The organism is Cupriavidus taiwanensis (assembly GCF_900250115.1).
Classification (GTDB): Bacteria; Pseudomonadota; Gammaproteobacteria; order Burkholderiales; family Burkholderiaceae; genus Cupriavidus; species Cupriavidus taiwanensis_B.
In genome coordinates, this window is the sequence record NZ_LT984803.1 from 3,106,208 (window position 1) to 3,129,950 (window position 23,743).

At 69.7% G+C, this 23,743-nt stretch carries 22 protein-coding genes; 12 read left to right on the forward strand and 10 right to left on the reverse strand.

Annotated elements, in window-relative coordinates:
• The first annotated feature begins 11 nt into the window (after window positions 1-11).
• Genes trpC through CBM2586_RS14515 form a run of 3 tightly spaced genes read left to right on the forward strand, consistent with a single transcriptional unit; the run spans window position 12 to window position 2,254 of the window.
• Window positions 12-815, forward strand: a complete 804-nt coding sequence (gene trpC / locus CBM2586_RS14505) for an indole-3-glycerol phosphate synthase TrpC (RefSeq protein ID WP_115688167.1) — start codon at window positions 12-14, stop codon at window positions 813-815.
• Window positions 816-818: 3 nt separating this feature from the next.
• Window positions 819-1,448, forward strand: a complete 630-nt coding sequence (locus CBM2586_RS14510) for a CYTH domain-containing protein (RefSeq protein WP_115688169.1) — start codon at window positions 819-821, stop codon at window positions 1,446-1,448.
• A gap of 29 nt (window positions 1,449-1,477) precedes the next feature.
• Complete coding sequence (locus CBM2586_RS14515; protein WP_115688171.1) at window positions 1,478-2,254, forward strand: uracil-DNA glycosylase; 777 nt, start codon at window positions 1,478-1,480, stop codon at window positions 2,252-2,254.
• Window positions 2,255-2,265: 11 nt separating this feature from the next.
• Here CBM2586_RS14515 and CBM2586_RS14520 read toward each other — a convergent pair whose 3' ends face one another.
• A complete protein-coding gene (locus CBM2586_RS14520) occupies window positions 2,266-2,544 on the reverse strand; it encodes an acylphosphatase (RefSeq protein ID WP_115661064.1) in 279 nt (92 codons plus the stop codon).
• 219 nt (window positions 2,545-2,763) lie between these two features.
• Between CBM2586_RS14520 and CBM2586_RS14525 the strand changes: the two genes are divergently transcribed.
• Together CBM2586_RS14525 and CBM2586_RS14530 are read left to right on the forward strand one after the other, a co-directional pair.
• Window positions 2,764-4,518 (forward strand): ABC transporter permease, encoded by a 1,755-nt coding sequence (locus CBM2586_RS14525; RefSeq protein ID WP_172587078.1) that lies wholly within the window; start codon window positions 2,764-2,766, stop codon window positions 4,516-4,518.
• Between the two features lie 12 nt (window positions 4,519-4,530).
• Window positions 4,531-5,859: an ABC transporter ATP-binding protein gene (locus CBM2586_RS14530; protein WP_115688173.1), complete on the forward strand. Its 1,329-nt coding sequence runs from the start codon at window positions 4,531-4,533 to the stop codon at window positions 5,857-5,859.
• Between the two features lie 170 nt (window positions 5,860-6,029).
• On the opposite strand, the gene CBM2586_RS14535 is transcribed toward CBM2586_RS14530, so the two are convergent.
• The 5 genes from CBM2586_RS14535 to CBM2586_RS14555 all read right to left on the reverse strand — a co-directional run bounded on the left by CBM2586_RS14535 (window position 6,030) and on the right by CBM2586_RS14555 (window position 13,593).
• Complete coding sequence (locus tag CBM2586_RS14535) at window positions 6,030-8,441, reverse strand: FUSC family protein (RefSeq protein ID WP_115688175.1); 2,412 nt, start codon at window positions 8,439-8,441, stop codon at window positions 6,030-6,032.
• A 59-nt stretch (window positions 8,442-8,500) separates the two neighbouring features.
• Window positions 8,501-10,315, reverse strand: coding sequence for a M61 family metallopeptidase (locus tag CBM2586_RS14540; protein ID WP_115661061.1), 1,815 nt, complete (start codon window positions 10,313-10,315; stop codon window positions 8,501-8,503).
• A gap of 62 nt (window positions 10,316-10,377) precedes the next feature.
• A complete protein-coding gene (locus CBM2586_RS14545) occupies window positions 10,378-11,382 on the reverse strand; it encodes an MDR family oxidoreductase (RefSeq protein ID WP_115661060.1) in 1,005 nt (334 codons plus the stop codon).
• 111 nt (window positions 11,383-11,493) lie between these two features.
• Window positions 11,494-12,252, reverse strand: coding sequence for a DsbC family protein (locus tag CBM2586_RS14550; RefSeq protein ID WP_115661059.1), 759 nt, complete (start codon window positions 12,250-12,252; stop codon window positions 11,494-11,496).
• A 51-nt stretch (window positions 12,253-12,303) separates the two neighbouring features.
• Complete coding sequence (locus CBM2586_RS14555; protein ID WP_115688177.1) at window positions 12,304-13,593, reverse strand: UbiH/UbiF family hydroxylase; 1,290 nt, start codon at window positions 13,591-13,593, stop codon at window positions 12,304-12,306.
• Window positions 13,594-13,852: 259 nt separating this feature from the next.
• On the opposite strand from CBM2586_RS14555, the gene CBM2586_RS14560 reads away from it, so the two are divergent.
• Window positions 13,853-14,098, forward strand: a complete 246-nt coding sequence (locus CBM2586_RS14560) for a hypothetical protein (RefSeq protein ID WP_115661057.1) — start codon at window positions 13,853-13,855, stop codon at window positions 14,096-14,098.
• 285 nt (window positions 14,099-14,383) lie between these two features.
• A complete protein-coding gene (ychF, locus tag CBM2586_RS14565) occupies window positions 14,384-15,475 on the forward strand; it encodes a redox-regulated ATPase YchF (RefSeq protein ID WP_115663675.1) in 1,092 nt (363 codons plus the stop codon).
• Between the two features lie 73 nt (window positions 15,476-15,548).
• Here ychF and CBM2586_RS14570 read toward each other — a convergent pair whose 3' ends face one another.
• Genes CBM2586_RS14570 through CBM2586_RS14580 form a run of 3 tightly spaced genes read right to left on the reverse strand, consistent with a single transcriptional unit; the run spans window position 15,549 to window position 18,201 of the window.
• Window positions 15,549-16,046 carry a GDYXXLXY domain-containing protein gene (locus CBM2586_RS14570; protein ID WP_115688179.1) on the reverse strand — a complete coding sequence of 166 codons (498 nt, stop codon included), beginning with the start codon at window positions 16,044-16,046 and terminating at the stop codon, window positions 15,549-15,551.
• A complete protein-coding gene (locus CBM2586_RS14575) occupies window positions 16,043-17,158 on the reverse strand; it encodes a DUF4401 domain-containing protein (protein WP_115688181.1) in 1,116 nt (371 codons plus the stop codon). The genes CBM2586_RS14570 and CBM2586_RS14575 overlap by 4 nt, the downstream gene beginning before the upstream one ends.
• Complete coding sequence (locus CBM2586_RS14580; protein ID WP_115688183.1) at window positions 17,155-18,201, reverse strand: DUF2157 domain-containing protein; 1,047 nt, start codon at window positions 18,199-18,201, stop codon at window positions 17,155-17,157. Before CBM2586_RS14580 ends, CBM2586_RS14575 begins: the two co-directional genes overlap by 4 nt.
• A 153-nt stretch (window positions 18,202-18,354) precedes the next feature.
• Between CBM2586_RS14580 and CBM2586_RS14585 the strand changes: the two genes are divergently transcribed.
• On the forward strand, window positions 18,355-19,122 hold the full coding sequence (locus tag CBM2586_RS14585) for a 5'-methylthioadenosine/adenosylhomocysteine nucleosidase (RefSeq protein WP_115688185.1): 768 nt from the start codon (window positions 18,355-18,357) through the stop codon (window positions 19,120-19,122).
• A gap of 72 nt (window positions 19,123-19,194) precedes the next feature.
• On the opposite strand, the gene CBM2586_RS14590 is transcribed toward CBM2586_RS14585, so the two are convergent.
• Window positions 19,195-19,440 (reverse strand): hypothetical protein, encoded by a 246-nt coding sequence (locus tag CBM2586_RS14590; protein WP_115688187.1) that lies wholly within the window; start codon window positions 19,438-19,440, stop codon window positions 19,195-19,197.
• Between the two features lie 167 nt (window positions 19,441-19,607).
• On the opposite strand from CBM2586_RS14590, the gene hemA reads away from it, so the two are divergent.
• The 4 genes from hemA to prmC all read left to right on the forward strand — a co-directional run bounded on the left by hemA (window position 19,608) and on the right by prmC (window position 23,661).
• Window positions 19,608-20,912 (forward strand): glutamyl-tRNA reductase, encoded by a 1,305-nt coding sequence (hemA, locus tag CBM2586_RS14595; RefSeq protein WP_115661051.1) that lies wholly within the window; start codon window positions 19,608-19,610, stop codon window positions 20,910-20,912.
• Between the two features lie 94 nt (window positions 20,913-21,006).
• Window positions 21,007-22,089: a peptide chain release factor 1 gene (gene prfA / locus CBM2586_RS14600; RefSeq protein ID WP_115661050.1), complete on the forward strand. Its 1,083-nt coding sequence runs from the start codon at window positions 21,007-21,009 to the stop codon at window positions 22,087-22,089.
• Window positions 22,090-22,280: 191 nt separating this feature from the next.
• Window positions 22,281-22,610 (forward strand): hypothetical protein, encoded by a 330-nt coding sequence (locus CBM2586_RS14605; protein WP_115661049.1) that lies wholly within the window; start codon window positions 22,281-22,283, stop codon window positions 22,608-22,610.
• Window positions 22,611-22,767: 157 nt separating this feature from the next.
• The gene (prmC, locus tag CBM2586_RS14610) at window positions 22,768-23,661 is read left to right on the forward strand and encodes a peptide chain release factor N(5)-glutamine methyltransferase (RefSeq protein WP_115661048.1); all 894 of its coding nucleotides are present in this window, start codon (window positions 22,768-22,770) and stop codon (window positions 23,659-23,661) included.
• Window positions 23,662-23,743: the final 82 nt, after the last annotated feature.

Consider the following 23,743-nt stretch of genomic DNA (forward strand, 5'->3'; position numbering starts at 1 on the left):
GAGACGCCGATATGTCCGACATCCTGCAGAAAATCCTGGCTGTAAAGGCCGACGAAGTCGCCGCCGCGCGCAAGCGGCGCGACCTGCCCAGCCTGCGCGCCGAGGCCGAGAGCCTGCGCACCGAGGCCGCCTTCGCGCCGCGCGGCTTCGAGCGCGCACTGCGCGACAAGATCGCCGGCGGCCACGCCGGCGTGATCGCCGAAATCAAGAAGGCCTCGCCATCCAAGGGCGTGCTGCGCGAGCAGTTCGTGCCCGAGGCCATCGCCGAGAGTTATGCCGAGCACGGCGCCGCCTGCCTGTCGGTGCTGACCGACGAGCATTTCTTCCAGGGCCACGCCGACTACCTCAGGCGTGCCCGCGGCGCCTGCCCGCTGCCGGCGCTGCGCAAGGACTTCATGGTTGACCTGTACCAGGTCTATGAAGCGCGCAGCTGGGGGGCAGACTGCATCCTGCTGATCGTCGCCGCGCTGGACCATGGCCTGATGGCCGAGCTGGAAGCGTGCGCGCTGGAACTCGGCATGGACGTGCTGGTGGAAGTGCACGGCGACGATGAGCTGGATGCCGCGCTGCGGCTGAAGACGCCGCTGCTGGGGGTGAACAACCGCAACCTGCGCACCTTCGAGGTGTCGCTGGACAACACGCTGGACCTGCTGCCGCATATTCCGGCCGACAAGCTGGTGGTGACGGAATCGGGCATCCTCGCGCCGGCAGACGTGAAGCGCATGCGCGATGCGAATGTGCACGCGTTCCTGGTGGGCGAGGCGTTCATGCGAGCAAAGGAGCCGGGGGTGGAGCTGGCGCGGTTGTTTGGCTGAGCCATGCCCCAGGAAATCGAACTCAAGCTCGCCGTCCCCGACGCCGCCCTCGCCCCGCTGGCCGCCTGGCTCGACGCCAACGGCCGGGCGCAAGGCGAAGCCACGCTGCTCAACGTCTACCTCGACACGCCCCGGCGCGACCTGGCGCAGGCGCGCGCCGCGCTGCGCCTGCGCCGCAAGGGCGAGCAGTGGCTGCAGACGCTGAAGACCGCCGGCAGCAGCCAGGGCGGCCTGGCCACGCGGCATGAGTGGGAGACCGCCATCGGCGGCGAGGCCATCGAGCTGCAGGCCTTTCCCGCCGAGGCGCAAACCGTGCTGGCGCCGCTGATCGGCAAGCTGGCGCCGGTGTTCCGCACCGACTTCGTCCGCCGCACCTGGCTGGTCACGCAGGACGGCGCGCGTATCGAAGCCGCGCTCGACACCGGCACCATCACCGCCCCGGCCAGTGCCGCGCAGGAGCGCATCCAGGAACTCGAGCTGGAGTGGCTCGATGGCGATGCCGCACACGCCGCCGAGGCCTTGCGCGCCTTCGCCGCGCGGCTTGCCGCGGTGGCGGCACTGGCGCCGTCGGACCTGAGCAAGGCTGCGCGCGGCTACCGCCTGGCCGGAATCGCCGAGGGCAAGGCGTCATAATCGCGGTTTTCCCGCCGCGCATTTCCCGCATGCAAGCCGATCTCTTTGCCGCCGAAGCGCCCCGCGCCCCCGGCGAACCCTCGCCCGCCGCCGGCCTGCAAGCGCAGGCCGATGCCCTGCCCGCCGCCTGGCGCGCCTTGCTCGAGCCCTGCATCGCCGTGCCGTCGTGGCGCGAGCTGGCCGCCTTTGTCGATGGCGAACGCGCCGCCGGCAAGCCGGTGTTCCCGCACCATGTCTTCCATGCGCTGCACCTGACGCCGCCCGATGCGGTCAAGGTGGTGATCCTGGGCCAGGACCCCTACCACGGCACCGGCACGGTCGGCGGCGTGGAGCTGCCGCAGGCGCACGGGCTCGCCTTCTCGGTGCCCGAAGGCGTCAAGGTGCCGCCCAGCCTGCGCAACATCTTCAAGGAAATCGCCGCCGAATTCGGCGCCGACGGCAATTGCCCGCCGCGCTCTTCCGGCAACCTGGAAGGCTGGGCGCGCCAGGGCGTGCTGCTGCTCAACACCGTGCTGACGGTCGAGCAGGGCCAGGCCGCCAGCCATGCGCGGCGCGGCTGGGAGGCGGTTACCGATTGCCTGATCCGGCACCTCGCCGCGAGCCGGCCGAACCTGGTGTTCATGCTCTGGGGCAGCCATGCGCAGGCCAAGAAGCCGCTGCTGGGCGCGGGCCACTGCGTGCTGAAAGCGCCGCACCCCTCGCCGCTGTCGGCGCACCGGGGCTTCCTCGGCTGCGGCCACTTCCGCGACGCCAACCGCTGGCTCGAAGCCCACGGCCGCACGGCGATCGACTGGACCACCGCCTAAGCGCCGGGCCGCTAGACCGTAGGCCGGAACTCGAAGCCGGCAAACTCACCTTCGCCGCGCCCGACCTCGACAAATGTCACCTGCGCTGCCGGCGGGCCGGTTTCCATCCACGCCTGCAGCGCTTCGAGCTGCCTGACCGTGCCGTGCGCCATCACCTCGACGGTGCCGTCGCTCCGGTTGCGCACCCAGCCGCCCAGCCCGAGTTCATCCGCCGCGTCGGCACAGGCGGCCCGATAGCCCACGCCCTGCACGCGCCCGTGCGCGACCAGGCGCCAGGTTGCCTTGTTCATGGTGGGTCCCCCGTGAGCGCACGCCACGCGTGCGCGTTGTGTCATCGACACCAAGTAAACTAGACCGCCATGCCGGGCGTTACCAGGGGATGCGCGCCGCCCGGCGTGATCAGCATGAAGCCGGCGGCATGCGGGCTTTGCCATGGTGCGCCGGGGCCGCGAACCGCGGGCAGGCCACAAGCCTGCGCCTGCCAACTCGACACAGCCCGAGAAGCGCCCATGATGCCACCCGCCGACCGCAACGCGGCCCAGCCCGCCCCTGGCTTCGACAGCCAGCTGCTGCGCGCCCCGCCCAACCGCTTCGACCTGGCGCTGCTGCCGATCATCCTGGCCGTGATCGTGATGATCGCGTTCGCGGCGCAGCAGATGAATGTCCCGTTCCGGCCCGAGCGGCCGCTGGCGGTGCATCTGGACGTGGCCTACCTGCCCTACTACCTGATGCGCACCAGCATCCGCATGCTGGCCGCGCTGGCGGCGTCGCTCCTGTTTTCGCTGGGCTTTGCCGCGCTGGCGTCCAAGAGCCGCACCGCGGAGAAGGTGCTGGTGCCGGCGCTGGACATCCTGCAGTCGATTCCGGTGCTGGGCTTCCTGTCGATCACCGTGACCGGCTTCATCGCCCTGTTCCCGGGCAACCTGGCGGGCGTGGAGTGCGCGGCGATCTTTGCCATCTTCACCTCGCAGGCCTGGAACATGGCGTTCAGCCTGTACCAGTCGTTCCGCACCATCCCGGGCGACCTGCTCGAGGCCGCGGCCATGTTCCGGCTGTCTGCGTGGCAGCGTTTCTGGCGGCTGGAAGTGCCGTACGCCATGCCGGGGCTGCTGTGGAACATGATGATGTCGATGTCGGGCGGCTGGTTCTTCGTGGTCGCGTCCGAGGCGATCTCGGTATCGGGCCACGATATCCGGCTGCCCGGCATCGGCTCCTATATCGCGCTGGCGATCCAGCAGCAGGACCTGGCCGCGATCGGCTGGGCCATCGTGGCGATGCTGGCGGGCATCCTGCTGTACGACCAGTTGCTGTTCCGCCCGCTGGTGGCCTGGGCCGACCGCTTCCGCTTCGAGACCCTGGCGCAGGACCAGCTGCCGCAGTCGTGGCTGCTGGACCTGCTGCGCCGCTCGGCGTGGGTGGGCGCGCTGCTGGCGCAGGCCGCGGCGCTGGCCTCGCGCACGCTGGCCTGGAGCGCGCGCACGCGCACGCCGGCACCGGGCCGCCGGCTCGATCCGCGCGGGGCGCTATGGCTGGGCCGTGCGCGCGACGCCGCCATCGTGCTGGTGGCGCTGGCCGCGCTGCTGCGCGTGGGCTATTTCGTCCACAGCGAGGTGGGCTGGGCCGAAGTCGTCCATGTGCTGTGGCTGGGCACGCTGACCATGCTGCGGGTGATCGTGCTGATTGCGCTGGCGGCGCTGGTGTGGGTGCCGATCGGCATCCGCATTGGCCTGAACCCGGACCTGGCGCGCATCGCGCAACCGATCGCACAGTTCCTGGCGGCGTTCCCGGCCAACCTGATGTTCCCGCTGGCGGTGATGCTGATCGCGCGCTTCGGGCTGAATCCGGAGATCTGGCTGAGCCCGCTGCTGATCTTCGGCACCCAGTGGTACATCCTGTTCAACGTGATCGCGGGGGCGTCGGGCATTCCCACCGAGCTGAAGCTCGCCGCACGGAATTTCGGCCTGCGCGGCTGGCTGCTGTGGAAGCGCTTCCTGATTCCGGCGGTGTTCCCCAGCCTGCTGACCGGCCTGGTGACGGCCGCGGGCGGGTCGTGGAACGCCAGCATCGTGTCCGAATACGTTACCTGGGGCGATCGCACCATCGTCGCCACCGGTCTCGGCAGCTATATCGCCGAGACCACCGCGCGCGGCGACTTCCCGCGCATTGCGCTGGGCATCGGCGTGATGGCGCTATTCGTGGTGGGCTTCAACCGGCTGTTGTGGAACCGCCTGTACCAACTCGCGCAGGAGCGCACACGCCTGTAAGGCAAGGCAACGATGGCAGAGAACCATGCAACCCCCACCGCCCCGGCGGTGATCGAACTGCGCGGCGTCGGCAAGGTCTTCCGCACCGCCAGCCAGAGCGACCGCGCCGTGCTCGAAGGCGTGGACCTGACCCTGCGCGAAGGCGAGATCGTCGCCATGCTGGGCAAGTCCGGCTCGGGCAAGTCCACGCTGCTGCGCATCATGGCGGGGCTGGTCGGCGCCGACCGCGGCGAGGTGCGCTTTCGCGGGCAGCGCCTGGCCGGCACCGCCGAAGGCATCGCCATGGTGTTCCAGTCTTTCGCGCTGTTCCCGTGGCTGACGGTGCAGCAGAACGTCGAACTGGGGCTGGAGGCGCAGGGCGTGCCCAGGGCCGAGCGCGCGCGCCGCGCCGAGGCCGCGATCGACATGATCGGCCTGGCCGGCTTCAACAGCGCGCTGCCGCGCGAGCTGTCGGGCGGCATGCGCCAGCGCGTGGGCATCGCGCGCGCGCTGGTGACCGAGCCCGACCTGCTGCTGATGGACGAAGCCTTCTCGGCGCTGGACGTGCTGACCGGCGAGACCCTGCGCGACGAGATGCTGGCGCTGTGGGCCAGCGGCCGCGCCAATATCAGGAGCATCCTGATCGTTTCGCACAATATCGAGGAAGCGGTGATGATGGCCGACCGCATCGTGATCCTGTCGAGCGACCCCGGCCGCATCCGCGCCGAGGTGCCGGTGGCGCTGCCGCGCCCGCGCAATCGCGACGGCGCCCAGGTGCGCGCGCTGGTCGACCAGATCTACGCGCTGATGACGGCCCCGGCGGCCGAAGCGCGCCTGCCCGCCCCCGCGCGCGAGATCGGCTACCGGCTGCCGGACGCCGACATCAGCCAGATGGAAGCCATCCTCGACCTGCTGTGCGAGGCGCCCTTCCACTGCCGCGCCGACTTGCCCCACCTGGCCGACGAGGCCGGCCTGACCGACGACGAACTGCTCCCGGCCTGCGAAGCGCTGCAACTGGTGCAGCTGGTGTCGATCGAGGCCGGCGACATCACCGCCACCGACGCGGGCCGCGCCTACTACGCCGCCGGGCCCCAGCAGCGCAAGGCGATCTTCGGCCGCCAACTGCTCGCCAACGTCGCGCTGGCCGCGCATGTGCGGCGCGAGCTGGTGGCGAGCGAAGCCGGCGAGATCGGCGAGGAGCAGGTGCTCGAGGAACTGGAGCAGTTCCTCAAGCCGGCCGAGGCCGAGCGCGTGCTGAGCGTGGCGATCGGATGGGGGCGGTATGGGGAGATCTTCGAATACAGCTATCACAGCGGGATGCTGACGTTGCCGGAGGATGAGGGGGCGGGCCACGGCGCTTGAACCCTGCCGCCGGTAATACTCCCCTCTCCCGCGCGCGGGAGAGGGGTTGGGGGAGAGGGCCGGTGCTGGCAAGAACGACGGCGTTCACTTCGTGGAAGCTCCCGCCCTCTCCCCCGCCCCTCTCCCGCAAGCGGGAGAGGGGCGAAAACCATCGGTTCGTGATCGAGCCGCTACGACCGCGCCCGCATCGCCCGGCCGATCGCCCCCGTTCGCAGCGCAATCTTGGCCGCGTCCTCGCGCAGCGCGCGCAGCCGGCGTTCCAGCACCGCGTTGGCGGTGCGGCCGGTGGAGCTTGAGGTCGCCCCGGCCCGTTCGCTCGACTCGCCCGCCGCGGCGGCCTGCACCAGCGTGTCGGTGCGGCGCTTGTCGGCGGAATCGGCCAGGCGCGCGCGGCGTTCCGCGGCGGCGTCTTCCGCGGCTTCCGCGGCTTCGGGCGTGACGGTTTCGACGACCGGCTCAGGGGCCGCTTCGGCCACCGCTTCAGGCACCACCTCGACTGCAAACGCCACCGGCTTGTCCGCGTCGGCAGGCGCGGCTTCCTTGTGTTCCACCGTGGCCTTGCTGCGGATAAAGCCGGCGCCGCGGCCGCCGCCGCGCTCGTCCGCATGCAGCCGCTCGCTGGCGACTTGCAAGCTGTGGCTGGCGGCCTCGGTGGCCTGTTCGATCGCGGCCTCGGCGGCCGGGATATCGAGTTCCTCGTAGTGCTGGCGCACCTGGATACGGGCTGCGGCCACGTGCGCGGCCACCAGGTAGTTCTGCACGATGAAGCGGTTCAGGTTGTCGACCGCGCGGTGCCGGCTCCTGGGCTCGTCCAGCATGCGCTGGAACGACGAGATCAGCGCCGACAGGTTGTCCATGAACTGCTTGCGCTGCACGCGGTAGGCAAAGTCATCCTTGGCCCGGCGCAGCAGCAGGTCGCGCGTGGCGGCGATATAGCGGCGGTTGGCCTGCAGCACGTTCTCCACCAGTTTGGGGATGGCACGGTACTCCCAGCTCGGCAGCACGAAGCTGAACAGCGACGCGATGATGCCGCCGATCACCGTATCCACCAGCCGCTCGCCCGCGACGGTGGGACTCCCCGGCATCAGCAGGTGGATCTGGATCAGCACCTGGATGCAGGCGGCGATCGCGGTGTAGCGGTACTTGATGGTGACGAACGCGGCGCTGGCCACCAGCGACAGGAACAGCACGCCCAGCAGGATCAGCGGCTGGTGCACCACCTTCAGGATCGCGACCGAGACCACGCAGCCGATCAGCGTGCCGATCACGCGGTCGTTGTAGCGCTGCTTGGTCATGCTGAAGTTTGGCTTCAGGATCACGATGATGGTCAGCAGGATCCAGTAGCTGTGCGAGACGTAAGGCAGGTGCTCGGCGATCCACAGCCCCAGCGCCACCGCCATCGACACCCGCAGCGCAAAGCGGAACGCCGGCGAGCGCCACTTCAGGTTGTCGCGCAGCACGCTCAGCTCGTACTTCTGGCGCGTCAGGAACGGCGTCATGTCGGAGCCGGGCAGCACCTTGGCCGGTTCCACCGGGGTGCGCGAAGCCTCGTGCAGCTGGCCGATCAGCGTGATCGCGCCGCGCATCATGTCGAGGGTCTCGACCAGCGCCGTCATCGCCGCCGGGTTGATATGGTGGTGGCGCAGCTGCGCGATTTCCGCCTCGACCGCGCGCAGGCCCTGGCGGTATTCCACCGTGGCGTACGAGCCCCGCCCGCGCGTGACCGCGTAGGCGATCTCTTCGACGTCCTTGCACATCTGCATCACCAGCCCGTGCAGGTGGTCCAGCACCGGCGTGCCGGCGAAGGTCTGGCGCAGCAGCGGATAGTCGGTGTTGGTCGACAAAATGTACTCGTACAGGTCGAGCATGCGCAGGTGCACCTGCACCAGCAGCCCGTCGTGCGGGGTGCGGTTGCCGCGCAGCACCAGGTCGCGCGCGGCCTGCTGGCGCTCGGCCACCACGATCTGCTGGCGCACCAGCTGGTTGAACTGCGCTTCGTAGTCGTTGCCGGCGTCGTAGAAACCGGCCTTGATCTCGAGATAGCCGGCCAGTTCATACAACGATTCGGCCAGCACCTGTTGCCGGGTGCGGCGCTCGGTGACCCAGCTCACCAGCATCGCATAGCCCAGGTAGGCTACCGCGCCGATGCTGAACAGCGCCGCGTGCTCGAGCGCGCGCCGCACCAGGAAGTCCTCGTTGATGGTGAGGGTCATCACGAACAGCGCGGCGAACTGCAGCGGCAGCGTCTTGTTGCCGTACACCGTCATCATGCCGGCCATGAACGTCACCAGCACCAGCAGGAACGGCATCACGCGAGGGAACGGCGTGGCCAGCGCCACCACCAGCGTGACCACGCTGCACAGCAGCACGCTGGCCAGCATCTCGTTGAACTTGTGGCTCAGCGGGCTGGGCAGGTCCATCAGGCTGGTGCACAGCGCCCCCATCGACACCACCATCGCGGTGGGCAGGTCGCTGAAATGCAGCGCGATCAGCGTCGCGCCGATCACGCCCGTGGCCGAGCGCAGCCCCCGGTACACGTAGTGCGAATACAGGAAGGTGCGGGGATCGTGCGCGTATTGCATGCAGCTGGGGCGGTGGACTGCGGTGGCGGGGTCTGGTGTCGCGGCGAAAGCAGACTAGCTCACTGGCCCAGCCAGCGCGAGCGCGCCGCATGCCGCCCGCCTTCCGCCTTGAGCTTGTACTGGGCCGCCGGCTCGCGCGCCAGCGTCACCGGCAGCACCTGCAGCTCGTCACGGCGGAAGGCGTGCAGCTCGATGCGGTCACCGCTGCGGTAGCGCGCCAGCAGCTTGTCGAGCTGGCCCGGGGCCACGCGCACGCTGTCGACGGCCACCAGCAGGTCGCCGGCGGACAGGCCCGCGGCCTGCGCGGCGCCGCCATCGAGCACCTGGGACACGCGCACCCAGCCGTCCTCGGTCTTGACCTTGATCCCCAGCGCCGCGGTGCGCGCCGGCTTCTGCGCCTCGGCCTTGATCCCGAACGCCTTGAACAGCGCCGGCAGCGGCAGCTCGCCGGTGCCTTCGGTCAGCGTGCGCAGCAGCGGCCCCAGGCGCAGGCCCGTGACTTCATCGAACAGCGCATGGACCTCGGCCTCGGTGACGCCGCGCTGCGCCGCGTCCGGAGCGTAGAAGCCGCGGCCGTAGCCGCGCCACAGCGCGCGCATGACATCGTCGAGCGAGCGCCGCCCGCGGGTCTTGTCGCGGATGGTCAGGTCCAGCGTCAGCGCCACCAGCGCGCCCTTGGTGTAGTAGCTGACGATGGCGTTGGGCGCGTTCTCGTCCTGGCGGTAGTACTTGGTCCAGGCGTCGAACGAGCTTTCGGCCACGCTTTGCTTGGTGCGGCCGTTGCCGCGCAGCACGCCGTTCCAGGTCTTGGCCAGCATCTCGACATACTGCGCCTCGGTGACGCAGCCCGAGCGCACCAGCACCAGGTCGTCGTAGTAGCTGGTGAAGCCCTCGAACAGCCACAGCAGCGGCGTGTAGGTTTCCTGCGCCAGCCGGTACGGCACGAACGCCGCCGGCTTGATGCGCTTGACGTTCCAGGTGTGGAAATACTCGTGGCTGCACAGCCCGAGGAAGGTGCGGTAGCCCTCGCTGGTTTCGCTGTTGCCGCGCACCGGCAGGTCATTGCGCGAGCAGATCAGCGCGGTGCTGGCGCGATGCTCGAGGCCGCCGTAGCCGTCGCTGGTGACCATGGTCATGAACACGTAGCGCCGGTTGCTGTCGAGGAACGGCGCCTGCGCGGTGCGGGGCTCGAACAGCCGGATCTGGGTCTCGCAGATGCGCTTCAGGTCGCGGCACACGCGCTCCAGGTCCAGCTGCGGCACGCGCCCGGTGAAGACCACGTCGTGCTGCGCGCCGCAGGCGCGGAAGCTGGCCAGCTGGAAGGTGCCCATCTCGACCGGGTGATCGACCAGTTCATCGTAGTCGGCCACCTGGTAGCGGCCGAAGCCGTAGCGCCTGGCGCCGTCGCGGCCCGGCGCCTCGCGCATGGCGGTGGCCACGCGCCAGTCGCGGTAGGCCTCGCCCGCGGGGGCATGGATGTCGACGGTGCAGGGCCGCTCGGCCTGCCCTTCCACGCACAGGAACACCGAGCTGCCGTTGAAGAAGCCATGGGTGGTGTCCAGGTGCGCGGCGCGCACCGACAGGTCCCAGGCGTAGACCTCGTAGCTGAGCGTCAGCGGGCCGTCGGCGAGGGTGAGCGGCGCGGCCTGCCAGCGCTGCTTGTCGAGCTTGGCCAGCGCGATCTCGCGCCCGCCCGCGTCGGCGCGGATGCGTACGATATTGCGGGCGAAGTCGCGGATCATGTAGCTGCCGGGAATCCACGCCGGCAGCGAGAAACACTGCCCGGCCGGATCGGGCTCGCTCACGGTGACGGTAACGGCAAACAGGTGCGCTTCAGGCTGAAGCGGGGCGATGGCGTAGCGGATCGGCGTCATGGGCACGATTGTAACGTCGGCGCCTGTGGAGGCGCCGACGCAGGGCTGGATCAGGGCGCGGCTCAGCCGCGGTTCACATCCACCACCACGCGCCCGCGCATGCCGCCCTCCATGATCTTGCGGCCCGCCTCGATGGCATCGCCCAGGCCGATCTCGCGCGTCAGCGCATTCAGCCGGTCCAGCTCCAGGTCGCTGGCCAGCCGCTGCCACGCCTGCTCGCGCAGCGGCATCGCCGCCATTACGCTGTCGATGCCGTGCAGCGTGATGCCGCGCAGGATGAAGGGCGCGACCGAGCCGGGAAAATCCAGTCCCTGCGCCAGCCCGCACGCCGTCACCACGCCGCCGTAGCGTACCTGCGCACAGGCGTTGACCAGCGTGTGCGAGCCCACCGAATCGACCACCGCGGCCCAGCGCTCTTTCTGCAGCGGCTTGCCCGGCACGCCCAGCTCGGCCCGGTCGATCACGTCGGCGGCGCCGAGCGCCTTGAGGAAATCCGCCTCGCGCGTCTTGCCGGTCGAAGCCACCACCTGGTAGCCCAGCTTGCTCAGCAGCGCGATCGCCACCGAGCCCACGCCGCCCGAGGCGCCGGTCACCAGCACCTCGCCCTCACCCGGGCGCACCGGCCCGTTGACGCCGCCGCGCTCGAGCGCCAGCACCGACAGCATCGCGGTATAGCCCGCGGTGCCGATCGCCATGGCCTGGCGCGTGGTGAAGGCGGCCGGCAGCGGCACCAGCCAGTCGCCCTTCAGGCGCGCGCGCTGCGCCAGGCAGCCCCAGTGGGTCTCGCCGACGCCGTAGCCATTCAGCACCACCTTGTCGCCGGCCTTCCAGCGCGGATGCGCGGATTCCAGCACCGTGCCGGCGCCGTCGATGCCCGCCACCATCGGCCACTTGCGCACCACCGGCGAGCGCCCCGTGATCGCCAGGCCGTCCTTGAAGTTGATGGTGGAGTAATCCACCGCGACGAGCACGTCGCCGTCGGCGGGCAGTTGGCCCTCGTCGAGGGTGGCGATGTTGGCCTCGGTGGCGCCGTCGGCCTGGGTCAGCAGCAGTGCCTGGAAGGTCATGGTGTCTCCTTGGTCGCCTGGCGGCGATCGCATGTATGGATAGGAAATGGCAGAAAGCACGACGGCCGGACAAGTCCGGCCGTCGCTCGAGCCGGGACAGTTCCGGCGCGCTTATTTCTTGATGCTGGCGAGCTTGCGTTCCAGCGTGGCGACGTCCGCCGCGCCAGGGATGCGGGTGCCGTCGGTGAAGAACACCGCCGGGGTCCCGGTCACGTTCATGCTGTGGCCCAGCGCCAGGTTCTCTTCCAGCGGGGTCTTGCAGCTGCCGTTGCCGGTCAGCGCCACCTGCTTGAGCATCCAGTCGCGCCAGGCCTTGGTGCGGTCAGCCGCGCACCAGACCTGCTTGGCCTTGGCCTCCGAATCCGGCGACAGCACCGGGTACAGGAAGGTGTACACGGTGATATTGTCCATCTGCTGGAAAGTCTGCTCGATGCGCTTGCAGTAGCCGCAGTTGGGGTCGGAGAACACCGCCAGCTGGCGGCTGCCATCGCCCTTGGTCCACTTGATCGCGCGCGCCAGCGGCAGGTCCGACCACTTGATGCGGTTGATCTCGGCGAGCCGCTCCTCGGTCAGGTTGGTGCCGGTGCGGGTATCGATCATCTCGCCGTTCAGGATGTAGCGGCCGGTGGCGTCGGTGTACACAACCTGGCCGCCGATATTGGCTTCGAACAGGCCCGGCACCGGGGTCTTGCCGACGCTCTTCACCTCGGCGCGGCCGCCCAGCATCTTCTGCAGCGATTCCTTGATGCGGTCGGTGCCGGGCTCGCCCGCGGCGAGGGCGTGCAGCGCGAAACCGGCCGCGGCCAGGCCGCCGGCGATGGCGGTGATGGTGGCGTAGACGGCGGGACGGCGGCGCAGGGATGGGAACATGTGGACTCCAGGAATTCGGTAAGGGGGGCGGACGGTGCGTGCAGAGCGGAGCTAGCCGAGCGCGCGCCCGATCAACAAGCGCTTGAGCAGGGACTGGCCGCCGACCGCGCGCATGCCGGTATTGCGCACCACCCGCGCCACGCTGCCCGGCAGCGAGAACAGCCGGTGCAGCCCGTCGGTGGCGGCGGTCAGCGATAGCAGGTCGGTGGCGCGCGCGCGCTCGTAGCGGCGCAGCAGGCGCAGGTCGCCCTCGCCGCGGAAAGGTTCTTTGTCGGCCATCACGCGGCCAAGTTCCGCGACGTCGCGCAAACCCAGGTTCATGCCCTGGCCGGCCAGCGGATGCACCACGTGGGCGGCGTCGCCTACCAGCGCCACATGCGGCTGCACGAACTGGTCGGCACGCTGCAGCACCAGCGGGAAGCCCTGCGCGGGGGTCACGCAGCGCAGCGCGCCAAACTGCGCCCCGACCGCGCCGCTGGCGCCCTGCATCACGGTGGCGGCCAGCGCCTCGGGCGACAGCGCCAGCAGTTCGCGCGCGTGGGCCTCGTCGGCGGACCAGACCATCGACACATGGTTGTCCGGCAGGGGCAGCATCGCCAGCACTTCGCCGTTGGCGGGTTCTTCGTCGGCCATCAGCTTTTCCGGCGCGCCCAGGAACCATTGCCAGGCGGTTTCATGGTGCGGCCGCTCGCACGCGAAATTGGCCACCACGCCAAGCTGGCGGTACTTGCGCGTGCTGACGCCGATATGGCACTGCTGGCGCAGCCACGAGCGCGCGCCGTCGGCGCCGATCGCCAGCGCGGTGCGCACCTTGCTGCCGTTGTCCAGCGTGAGCGTGATGCCGTCGGGGTCGCGCTCGCACACGCCGGCGCTGCCGTCGTGCCACGTTACCTGGTGCTGGAAGCCCAGCGCGGTATCGAGCGCGCGCTCGACCAGGCGCGACTCGATGATCCACGCCAGCTGCGGCACCGCCGCGGCATACGCGGAGAAGTGCAGGTCGCCATCGAAGCTGGGCGAGGTCTCGGCGGCGCTGACGTCGCCGAACACGCGCATGTCGCGCACCGGCTGGATCCGCGCCGGGTCCAGCGCCTCCCACACGCGCATGCGTTCGAGCAGCGCCTGCGAGCTGGCGGAGAAGGCGTAGATGCGGCTGTCCCAGTCGTCCGGCCCGGCGCTGGCCGCGGCGCGCGCCGGCCTGGGCGCGATCAGCGCGACGTCCATGCCCTGCTGCGCCAGCAGCAGCGCGCAAGACTTGCCGACGATGCCGCCACCGATGACGGCAACCTGGAAAGCGGAGGATTTGCGCGCGGCGGGTCGCGCGGACGCGTGGGATCGGGTCATGGCTGGATTATAGCCACGTCACTCCGGAGCCCGTCCCAGCCTGCCCGCCAGCGCGAGGGGTGCCGCGCAATGCGCCCCGGGGAGATTACCTGGCGGCGGCCGCCCCGGCGCAGTTGATTGGTTGACCCTTATAGCTGCAGGTCATAAGCCTTAGAACAAAACAATAGGGTTGGCGCTTGCGCTGCCGGACCCGCCCGGGCCTATATTGAAACGAAATGTTTCTGGCCGGGGTACTCACCACCTGAAGGGAGGTGGAACAATGCTTAAACAAACACTATTGGTTGCCGTTGCCACCGTGGGGGCCATGGGCACGGCATTCGGGGGTACCGGTCTTCGCGACGTCTATACGGATGGGGCGAAGGTTTCGAAGTTTGATGTCTACACCGATGGCGCGAAAGTCTCGAAGTTTGATGTCTACACCGACGGCGCGCGCGGAACCCGCGACACGTTCACTGACGGCGCGAAAACCACGGATATGCGCGACCAGTTCTCCGACGGCGCCTGATCGCCACCATGACGATCCGGCACCAGACCAGCAGGCACGGCCAAGCTGACACCTTGGCCGTTTTGCTTGCCAGGCCTGCCCTTCTCGCCTGACACCGTTCCGCCCCCCCAAAAGGTTACAATCGCGGTTTTCCGTGGCAACGCGTGCAACTTCGCCGAGCCAGCGCGATGTGATGTCTTTGTCTTGTTCCCGATGCAGTTCCGGCGAGCGCGCGTGTTCGGCGCCCGCCACGGCGCTGCCGGCACCGCTGGCATCACGCAACCCATTGATTCCAAAGACCACACCATGAGCCTCCAATGCGGCATCGTCGGCCTGCCCAACGTCGGCAAGTCCACGCTGTTCAATGCCCTGACCAAGGCCGGCATCGCCGCCGAAAACTATCCGTTCTGCACCATCGAGCCCAATGTGGGCGTGGTGGAAGTGCCGGATCCGAGGCTCGCGAAGCTGGCCGAGATCGTCAAGCCGGAGCGCATCCTGCCGGCCACGGTCGAGTTCGTCGACATCGCCGGGCTGGTGGCGGGCGCCTCCAAGGGCGAGGGCCTGGGCAACCAGTTCCTGGCCAATATCCGGGAATGCGATGCCATCACCCACGTGGTGCGCTGCTTCGAGGACGACAACGTGATCCATGTAGCCGGCCGCGTGGATCCGCTGTCGGATATCGAAGTCATCAACACCGAACTGGCGCTGGCCGACCTGGCCACCGTCGAGAAGGCGCTCGCGCGCTACGTCAAGCCGGCCCGCGCCGGCGACAAGGAAGCCCAGCGCCTGGTCGCCGTGCTGGAAAAGGCCCAGTCCGTGCTGGACCAGGCCAAGGCCGTGCGCACCCTGGACCTGGCGCCGGAAGAGTGGGACGCGATCCGCCCGTTCTGCCTGATCACCGCCAAGCCCACCATGTACGTGGCCAACGTGCGGGAAGACGGCTTCGACGACAACCCGCATCTGGACGCGGTGCGCGAGTACGCCAAGCAGACCGATTCCCCGGTGGTCGCCGTGTGCGCCGCCATCGAAGCCGAGATCGCCGACCTCGATGACGCCGACAAGGCCGAGTTCCTGGCCGACCTGGGCATGGACGAGCCGGGCCTGGACCGCGTGATCCGCGCCGGCTTCAAGCTGCTGGGCCTGCAGACCTACTTCACCGCCGGGGTCAAGGAAGTGCGCGCCTGGACCATCCACGTGGGCGATACCGCCCCCAAGGCGGCCGGCGTGATCCACACCGACTTCGAACGCGGCTTCATCCGCGCGCAGACCATTGCCTATGACGACTTCATCGCCTTCAAGGGCGAGACCGGCGCCAAGGAAGCCGGCAAGATGCGCGCCGAAGGCAAGGAATATGTGGTGAAGGACGGCGATGTGATGAACTTCCTGTTCAACGTCTGATCCACGCCAAACCCGTCAGAAAGCCCGCAGCGATGCGGGTTTTTTCATTGGCGTGGCGTATCTCGCGCCTGCCTTACAGCTTCTCCATCCCCTTTCCGCGCAATCCCACCAGCAGCGCCTGCCCGTCCGCGCCAACGCGGAATTCCCCGTATTCGGCGTCGGCGAAGCGCTTGCCCTGCCCCTCCTGGAAGAAATACGCATCGGTCGACACCTGCACCTGCATGCCGCCCCAACGCGAGCGCGCGGTCTGGTAGCGCAGCAGCTGCTCGCCCGGCGCCAGCGGCTCGGTGCCATGCACGCGCACGAAGCTGGCAACGCCCTGGGGGTCGCGCCGGATCACGGCCACGCCGTCGCGGGGAAGCTGCCGGTCTTGCGCCCCGGCGGCGCGGATCTGGTTGCCGATGTCGAAGTTGAGCGCCATGTAATCGCCCTGCATCAGCGAGCGCGGATCCACCGGCGCGAGCTTGAGGAAAACGGTGTCGCCGCGCGCCAGCAGGCGTTCCTTGCCGGCGATGCCGATAGCGGCCAGCGCCAGCGTCAGCGCCCAGGCGATCAGGATCCAGCGTTTCATGCGGCCTCCATCTGTGCACGGCGCAGCAGCCAGTGGCGGCCGGCCAGCAGCAGCACGCCGGCGGCGGCGAGCGTGGCGGACTTGGCCAGCAAGGTCCAGTGCAGCGCCGAGTAGTACCAGATAAAACCGATGGCGATGCTGGTGACGCCCAGCCCCAGCCACGGCATCGCGGCACGGCGCAGCGCCAGACCGAGCGCGAGCACGCCAGCCACCACCGCGGGCGCGGCCGCCATCAGCGCGCCGAACGCCACCAGTCCGCCCAGCACGGCGCCTTGCAGCGCCGGCCCGAGCGCCAGCCGGCGGCATTCGGCCAGCGCGAAGCCGGCCAGCATCAGCGTAGTCAATCCACCCGCGGCCCAGTGCGCCAGCGGGATGCGCGCCGCCGCGGGGCCCTCCAGCCAGGCCAGCGGATGGCTCATGCCGGTGACGACCAGCGCCGCCACCAGCGTGAACAGCAGCGTCGCGTCGGCCAGCGGTTCGAGCAGCACATGGCGGCCGTGCGCGCACAGGCGCGCCTCGGCCAGCGTGAAGCCGGCCGCCAGGGCGGCGCCGAGCGGCACCAGCCAGCCGAGCGACCACGTCAGCAAGAGCCAGTCCTCGGGCTTGCTGCCGGCCATGGCGAGGTGCACCGCGCCGGCCAGGCCGATCCACGTGCCCAGCCCGCACAGCAGCCGGTGCAGCCGGTTGGGCACCAGCCACGCCAGCGCCGCCTCGAACAGCGCCAGTGCGGCCCAGAAGCCGGCACTCTCGGCCACGCGCGTGAAGCCGAGCGCCTCGGTCAGGCCGAACACCGCCATGCCCTGCCCGCTCAGGCTCACCGCCAGCGCGAACTGGCCCGCGGCGATGCCGCCGCCGCGCCAGTACAGCAGCGCGGCCAGCGCGATCATGGCCAGCCCGGTGACGGCCATCGCCACACCGTTCTCGCGCGCGGCAACGAACACCGTGCCGACCAGGAAGAACTGGAAGAACAAGGCGCCCAGCCAGCCCGCCGCGCCCATCAGGCAGCGCACCGCCCACGGCGTATGGGGATGCGCGGGCGGCTCGTCCCGGACCTCGCCGCGTGCGGCGAGTTGTTGCCAGAGCCGCTGCTCGGTCTGCAGTGCGTTGCTCATGCCTGCTCCAGCTGGCTGCGCCAGGCCCGCAGCAGCCACGCGGCCGCGGCGGCGGCCAGGCCGATGGTCAGCAGGCCAAGCAACAGGAAAGCGCCGAAATCATCCTTGCCCTCGAACAGCACCTTGGCGATCGCCGCCACGGCCAGCACGATGCCGGTCAGGCAGGCCAGGCTCAGCACCACGATGTCGAAGGCATGCCGGCGGAACCACCAGAGCAGCGCGGCCAGCGCCAGCACCGCCAGCGCGAAGGCGGCGCCGTCGAAGTCGCTGCGCAGCAGGCTGGCCAGCCCGAGCGAGCCGGCATGCAGGCACGCCAGCGCCGCCAGCATGCGGCCGCCGGTCAGCCCGCGGAAGCCGAGCGCCGGCGCCTTCGCGCACAGCAGCTGCCACAGCACCAGCTGCAGCGCCACCGCGGCCAGCAACGCCAGCGTGGCGGTGCGCACATGGCGCGAATCGAACAGCAGCGAGAACACGCCGTCGACGCCGAAGCGGATGCTGAAGTACCGCAGCAGCGCCACGTTGCCGACCACGATCACCAGCCACCAGTGCGGCGCCGCGCGCGCCGCCAGCGCCCACGGCAGCGCCAGCAGCGCCCACAGCGCGAACAGCTGCCAGGCGTCGGCGCCGGTCTGGTAGGTCTGGCCGATCACCGCCAGCAATACGCCCGCCACCACCTGCGCGCCGCCCAGCGCGGCCCGGCCGGCGGCATCGCCCGCCGGGCGCAGCCAGGCAAGGCCGGCCAGCAGCGTGATCGCGCCGGCGAGCAGGCCGAACCTGGAAAACTTGTGCAGGTCCTGCCAGTTAAAGGCAAAGAACACGATCACGCCGGCGCACAGCAGCGCGGTACCCAGCGCCATCAGCGCGGTGTCCAGCCAGCGGCGCCAGTCCGCGGCGACCGGTTCGGTGCGCGCCCACGGCGCCGCTACCGCCTCTGGTGCCAGGCGGCCCAGCGCGCGCCAGTGGGCCAGTGCCTGGCGGATGGCGCGACGCTCGCCGACGGCTTCGCGGTCCGGGCCATTTGCTCCGATGCGGGTTGCTTGCATGCTCGCCCTTGCGTGCTGGAATGACGGCGACTTTAGCAAAGTGATACCTGGGCCGCACCTGTCGCGTGGGAGGGGGCGTGCGGTCGCGCTCCAGCTAGGCCCGGCCGGCGCGGGCCGGTATGCTGTGGCCCTTGTTCCAGTTGCCCACGCCCCATGACCCTCGGAATCCTCGCCGCCATCCACGATGAAGTCGACGGCCTCGTCGCCGCCATGCGCCATGACGACAGCCGCGCCACGGTATGCACCATCGGCATGCGCGACTACTACACCGGCCATTTGTACGGGCAGCCGTGCGTGCTGGTGCTGGCGCGCATGGGCAAGGTGGCGGCGGCGGCCACCACGGTCACGCTGATCCGCGAACTGGGGGCCACGCAGATCGTCTTTACCGGCCTGGCGGGCGGCATCGGTACGGCCACGCAGGTGGGCGACATCGTCATCGCCGACCGCACCCTGCAGCATGACCTGGACGCGCGCCCGTTCTTCGGCCGCCATGAAGTGCCGCTGCTGGAGCGCGCCGAATTCCCGGCCGATGCGGCGCTGACGGCCGAGCTGCATGCCGCCGCGGCAGACTTCCTGCGCGACGACCTCGCCGTCGATGTGCCGAGCGCGGTGCGCGAAAAGTTCGGCGTCGCGGCGCCGACCCTGCACCGGGGCATGATCGCCAGCGGCGACCAGTTTATCGGCTCGCCCGCCGCGGTAGCGGAGCTGCGCGAGCGGCTGCCCGGCCTGCTCGCGGTCGAGATGGAAGGCGCCGCGGTGGCGCAGGTCTGCCACGAATATGGCGTGCCTTATGCGGTGATGCGGACCATCTCGGACCGCGCCGACGACACCGCGCATGTGGATTTTTCGGCGTTTCTGACCGACGTCGCCAGCCACTATTCCAGCGGGGTACTGCGCCGCTTGCTGGCGGCAAGGGCCTGACGCAAGGCAGCGCGGCCGTCTGATCAGGATCAAGCCGCGTGCAGATTCCTGACCGCAGAGTCGGTTCAGTATTTACCGTCCGCGCGGCCGCACCGTGCCCCACAACCCCACCAGCAGCGCCGACCCGGCGATCACCCCCAGCCAGCTGCCGAGCTGGCCGTCGACAAACAAGTGCAGCGCGCGGCCGGTGTAGAAGGCCGCCGCCGCACCCGCCGCGCCCAGAACCAGCGCGGCCGGCAGGGTCACCACGCGCCCTGCGGGGTGCAACCGGCGTGCCGCCAGCCCGACCAGCAAACCCACGATCAAGGTGCCCAGCATTCGCTTCTCCTGTGTTGTGCGGATCACAGCCGCAAGCGGCCGCGGCGTAACGATACTGCAATCCGGCGGCCCTGCCACTCACCGCGGCGGGCGACTGCAATGATCGGTCCCGGCGGTATAATGACATCCGGTCCGGCCGCGCTCCGGACCACACCAGTCCCCCAACAATGCAACTGCTCGCGATCGGCATCAATCACACTACGGCACCCGTCTCGCTGCGCGAGCGGGTGGCGTTTCCGCTCGAGCAGATCAAGCCGGCGCTGGGGGCCCTGCGCTCCCACCTGTCGGGGCGCAGCGGCACCGAAGCCGCCATCCTGTCCACCTGCAACCGCACCGAGATCTACTGTGCCACCGACGTGCTGACGCCGGGCACCGATGGATTCGAGCACACCCTGCGCTGGCTGTCGCAGCATCACAACGTGCCGGCCACCGACCTGGCGCCGCACCTGTACGCGCTGCCGCAGTCAGAAGCCGTGCGCCACGCCTTCCGCGTGGCCAGCGGGCTCGATTCGATGGTGCTGGGCGAAACCCAGATCCTGGGCCAGCTCAAGGACGCAGTGCGCACCGCCGGCGAAGCCGGCTCGCTCGGCACCTACCTGAACCAGCTGTTCCAGCGCACCTTCGCGGTGGCCAAGGAAGTGCGCGGCCAGACCGAGATCGGCGCGCATTCGGTGTCGATGGCCGCGGCCGCGGTGCGGCTGGCGCAGCGGATCTTCGAAAGCGTCTCGACCCAGCGCGTGCTGTTTATCGGCGCCGGCGAGATGATCGAGCTGTGCGCGACCCACTTTGCCGCGCAGCAGCCGCGCCAGATCGTGGTCGCCAACCGCACCGTCGAGCGCGGCGAGAAGCTGGCCGAGCAGCTCAGCGGCCAGGGCCTGACCGCCAACGCCATCCGCCTGTCGGACCTGGGCGAGCGCCTGCATGAGTTCGATATCGTGGTGTCGTGCACCGCCAGCTCGCTGCCGATCATCGGCCTGGGCGCGGTCGAGCGCGCGGTCAAGCGGCGCAAGCACCGTCCCATCATGATGGTCGACCTGGCCGTGCCGCGCGACGTCGAGCCCGAAGTCGCGCGCCTGGACGACGTCTTCCTCTATACCGTCGACGATCTCGGCGCGGTCGTGCGCGAAGGCAACGCCCTGCGCCAGGCCGCGGTGGCGCAGGCCGAAGCCATCATCGAAAGCCGCGTGCAGAACTTCATGCACTGGCTGGAAACCCGCAGCGTGGTGCCGGTCATCCGGGAATTGCAGAGCAGCGGCGAAGCCATCCGCCAGGCCGAACTGGAGCGCGCGCGCCGCATGCTGGCGCGCGGCGACGATCCGCAGGCCGTGCTCGAGGCGCTCTCCGGCGCGCTCACGCGCAAGTTCCTGCACGGCCCCACCCACGCGCTCAACCACACCCAGGGCGAGGACCGGGAGGCGCTGCTGCGCCTGGTGCCGGGCCTGTTCCGCCACAGCAGCCATTCCGAGCGCTAGCCGCGCTTGCCCCGCTGGCGCGCCGCGCCGTCACGCCCCCGCCGCCCCGTTTTCGTAGGCGCAGCCCGGCCCACCCGATTCCCTGTCCGCCCCGATGAAAGCCAGCATGCTTGCCAAGCTCGACCAACTGGCCGAGCGACTCGACGAAGTCAACGCCCTGCTCGCGCGCGAAGACGCGACCGCCAGTATCGACCAGTACCGCAAGCTCAGCCGCGAGCATGCCGAGCTGTCGCCCGTGGCCGAGCAATACGGCCAGTACCGCCAGGCCCAGGACGACCTGGCCACTGCGCAGGCGCTGCTCGACGACCCCGAGATGAAGGACTTCGCTGCCGACGAAATCGCCGCCGCGCGCGAGCGGCTGGAAGCGCTGCAGGCCAGCCTGCAGCGCCTGCTGCTGCCCAGGGACCCCAACGACGACCGCAACTTGCTGCTGGAAATCCGCGCCGGCACCGGCGGCGAGGAAAGCGCGCTGTTCGCCGCCGATCTGCTGCGGATGTACACGCGTTATGCCGAACGGCGGCGCTGGCAGGTCGAGGTGATGAGCGAATCGGAATCGGACCTGGGCGGCTACAAGGAGGTGATCATCCGGATCGCCGGCGATGCGGCGTTTTCCCGGCTGAAGTTCGAATCGGGCGGCCATCGCGTGCAGCGCGTGCCGGCCACCGAGGCGCAGGGCCGCATCCATACCTCTGCCTGCACGGTTGCCGTGATGCCGGAGGCCGACGAGGTCGGCGAGGTCGAGATCAACCCGGCCGACCTGCGCATCGACACCTTCCGCGCTTCCGGCGCGGGCGGCCAGCACGTCAACAAGACCGATTCCGCGGTGCGCCTGACCCACCTGCCCACCGGCATCGTGGTCGAGTGCCAGGACGACCGCAGTCAGCACCGCAACAAGGACAAGGCGATGAAGGTGCTGGCCGCGCGCATCAAGGACATGCAGGCGCGCGCCGCACAGGCGCGCGAGGCCAGCACCCGGCGCAACCTGATTGGTTCGGGCGACCGCAGCGACCGCATCCGCACCTACAACTTCCCGCAGGGCCGCGTGACTGACCACCGCATCAACCTGACGCTGTACAAGATCGACATGATCATGGACGGCGACATGGACGAACTGCTGTCGGCACTGGCCGCCGAGCATCAGGCAGACCAGCTGGCGGCGCTGGGCGAAGACGCCTGAGCGCCACTTTCGGGTCTTTGCGCGAGGCTTCGGCGATGAACACCGCGTAAAGTCGCCGATATCTTTGTATTTGTTGTAAATGCTTGAAACAGCACTGGCAGGGGTAAAGTCGCTGTCTATAATCGATTTCGACCGGCAAACGGAGAATGGTGCCGGGTAGTCACTCCCGAGAACATCCCTAGGACGAAATCATGAAAAAACTGCTCGCGCTGTTGATGATCACCGCGGCCATGGCCGCCTGCAGCAAGAAGGAAGAAGCATCGCCGGCCGCCTCGAACGCCGAGAGCGCCATGCAAAGCGCCGCGGAATCTGCCAAGGCCGCCGCCAGCGATGCCGCCGCTGCCGCCAGCAACGCCGCAGATGCCGCCAAGGCTGCCGCCAGCGACGCCGCCTCGAACGCGTCCGCCGCCGCCGAGAAGGCCAAGGAAGACGCCGGCAACGCCATGGAGCACGCCAAGCAGGCCGCCAAGGACGCCGTCAACGCCAGCGCCGACAAGGCCAAGGACGCCGTCAATAAGTAATCGCCCCGGCAGGGCCATTGCGCCCGCCGCGGCCGATGAGCGGTACACTGGCGCGAAGCCGGAAGCTTCACCGCAGAGCACCGCCCCAAAGCCCCGCCAGGTCCCGCACCGGTGGGGTTTTTTATAGGCGGCACCAGAACCGTCCCTTGCCCGTTTGATGTCATCCCCCGATTCCGCCGCGCTGCCGGCAACGCCCACGCTGCGCGAGGCCCAGACCCTGGCCGCCATGGCAGGCCTGCCCGCGCTCGAGGCGCGCATGCTGCTGACCCACGTCACCGGCCTGAGCCGCACGCAGCTGATCACGCGCGACACCGACGTGCTCACCCTCGCCCAGCGCGACGCCTTTGCCACGCTGCTGGCGCGGCGGCTGGCGGGCGAGCCGATGGCCTACCTGATCGGCGAGCGCGAGTTCTTCGGCCGCAAGTTCCGCGTCACGCCCGATGTGCTGATCCCGCGCCCCGATACCGAGGTTGCCGCCGAAGCCGCGCTGGCACGGCTGGCCACGGTGCCGCAGCCCCATGTGCTGGACCTGGGCACGGGCTCCGGCATCCTTGCCGTCACGCTGGCGCGCGAGCGGCGCGACGCGCGGGTCTGGGCCACCGACATTTCGCCCGGCGCGCTGATGGTGGCACAGGACAATGCCCGCGCGCTGGGCGCGGATACCATCCAGTTCCTGGTATCGGACTGGTACGCGGCGCTGCCGCCTGAGCTGCGCTTCCACCTGATCGTCAGCAACCCGCCCTATATCGCCGCGGGCGATCCGCACCTGGCCGAAGGCGACCTGCGCTTCGAGCCGATCGACGCGCTGACCGACCACCACGACGGCCTCTCCGACCTGCGCGCCATCGTCGGCGGCGCCGGCGCGCGGCTGCTGCCGGGCGGCTGGCTGCTGATGGAACACGGCTATGACCAGGCGGCGGCCACGCGCCGGCTGCTGCAAGCCGGCGGCTTCGACGAGGTCTTCACCGCGCGCGACCTGGCCGGGCTGGAGCGCTGCACCGGCGGACGCTGGCCGGGCACGCCGCCCGCCGGCGCGGCCGCGGCACCCTGAAACGCCGCCGCGATTCCGGTAAAATCGGCGTCAGATTCCCGCCGCGCGGGCCCGTCCGCACGGTATCCCTTCCTCCCCAGGC

Coding starts and splice junctions, on each gene's coding strand:
- trpC (WP_115688167.1), top strand. CDS start 12: ATGTCCGACATCCTGCAGAAAATCCTGGCTGTAAAGGCCGACGAAGTC.
- CBM2586_RS14510 (WP_115688169.1), top strand. CDS start 819: ATGCCCCAGGAAATCGAACTCAAGCTCGCCGTCCCCGACGCCGCCCTC.
- CBM2586_RS14515 (WP_115688171.1), top strand. CDS start 1,478: ATGCAAGCCGATCTCTTTGCCGCCGAAGCGCCCCGCGCCCCCGGCGAA.
- CBM2586_RS14520 (WP_115661064.1), bottom strand. CDS start 2,544: ATGAACAAGGCAACCTGGCGCCTGGTCGCGCACGGGCGCGTGCAGGGC.
- CBM2586_RS14525 (WP_172587078.1), top strand. CDS start 2,764: ATGATGCCACCCGCCGACCGCAACGCGGCCCAGCCCGCCCCTGGCTTC.
- CBM2586_RS14530 (WP_115688173.1), top strand. CDS start 4,531: ATGGCAGAGAACCATGCAACCCCCACCGCCCCGGCGGTGATCGAACTG.
- CBM2586_RS14535 (WP_115688175.1), bottom strand. CDS start 8,441: ATGCAATACGCGCACGATCCCCGCACCTTCCTGTATTCGCACTACGTG.
- CBM2586_RS14540 (WP_115661061.1), bottom strand. CDS start 10,315: ATGACGCCGATCCGCTACGCCATCGCCCCGCTTCAGCCTGAAGCGCAC.
- CBM2586_RS14545 (WP_115661060.1), bottom strand. CDS start 11,382: ATGACCTTCCAGGCACTGCTGCTGACCCAGGCCGACGGCGCCACCGAG.
- CBM2586_RS14550 (WP_115661059.1), bottom strand. CDS start 12,252: ATGTTCCCATCCCTGCGCCGCCGTCCCGCCGTCTACGCCACCATCACC.
- CBM2586_RS14555 (WP_115688177.1), bottom strand. CDS start 13,593: ATGACCCGATCCCACGCGTCCGCGCGACCCGCCGCGCGCAAATCCTCC.
- CBM2586_RS14560 (WP_115661057.1), top strand. CDS start 13,853: ATGCTTAAACAAACACTATTGGTTGCCGTTGCCACCGTGGGGGCCATG.
- ychF (WP_115663675.1), top strand. CDS start 14,384: ATGAGCCTCCAATGCGGCATCGTCGGCCTGCCCAACGTCGGCAAGTCC.
- CBM2586_RS14570 (WP_115688179.1), bottom strand. CDS start 16,046: ATGAAACGCTGGATCCTGATCGCCTGGGCGCTGACGCTGGCGCTGGCC.
- CBM2586_RS14575 (WP_115688181.1), bottom strand. CDS start 17,158: ATGAGCAACGCACTGCAGACCGAGCAGCGGCTCTGGCAACAACTCGCC.
- CBM2586_RS14580 (WP_115688183.1), bottom strand. CDS start 18,201: ATGCAAGCAACCCGCATCGGAGCAAATGGCCCGGACCGCGAAGCCGTC.
- CBM2586_RS14585 (WP_115688185.1), top strand. CDS start 18,355: ATGACCCTCGGAATCCTCGCCGCCATCCACGATGAAGTCGACGGCCTC.
- CBM2586_RS14590 (WP_115688187.1), bottom strand. CDS start 19,440: ATGCTGGGCACCTTGATCGTGGGTTTGCTGGTCGGGCTGGCGGCACGC.
- hemA (WP_115661051.1), top strand. CDS start 19,608: ATGCAACTGCTCGCGATCGGCATCAATCACACTACGGCACCCGTCTCG.
- prfA (WP_115661050.1), top strand. CDS start 21,007: ATGAAAGCCAGCATGCTTGCCAAGCTCGACCAACTGGCCGAGCGACTC.
- CBM2586_RS14605 (WP_115661049.1), top strand. CDS start 22,281: ATGAAAAAACTGCTCGCGCTGTTGATGATCACCGCGGCCATGGCCGCC.
- prmC (WP_115661048.1), top strand. CDS start 22,768: ATGTCATCCCCCGATTCCGCCGCGCTGCCGGCAACGCCCACGCTGCGC.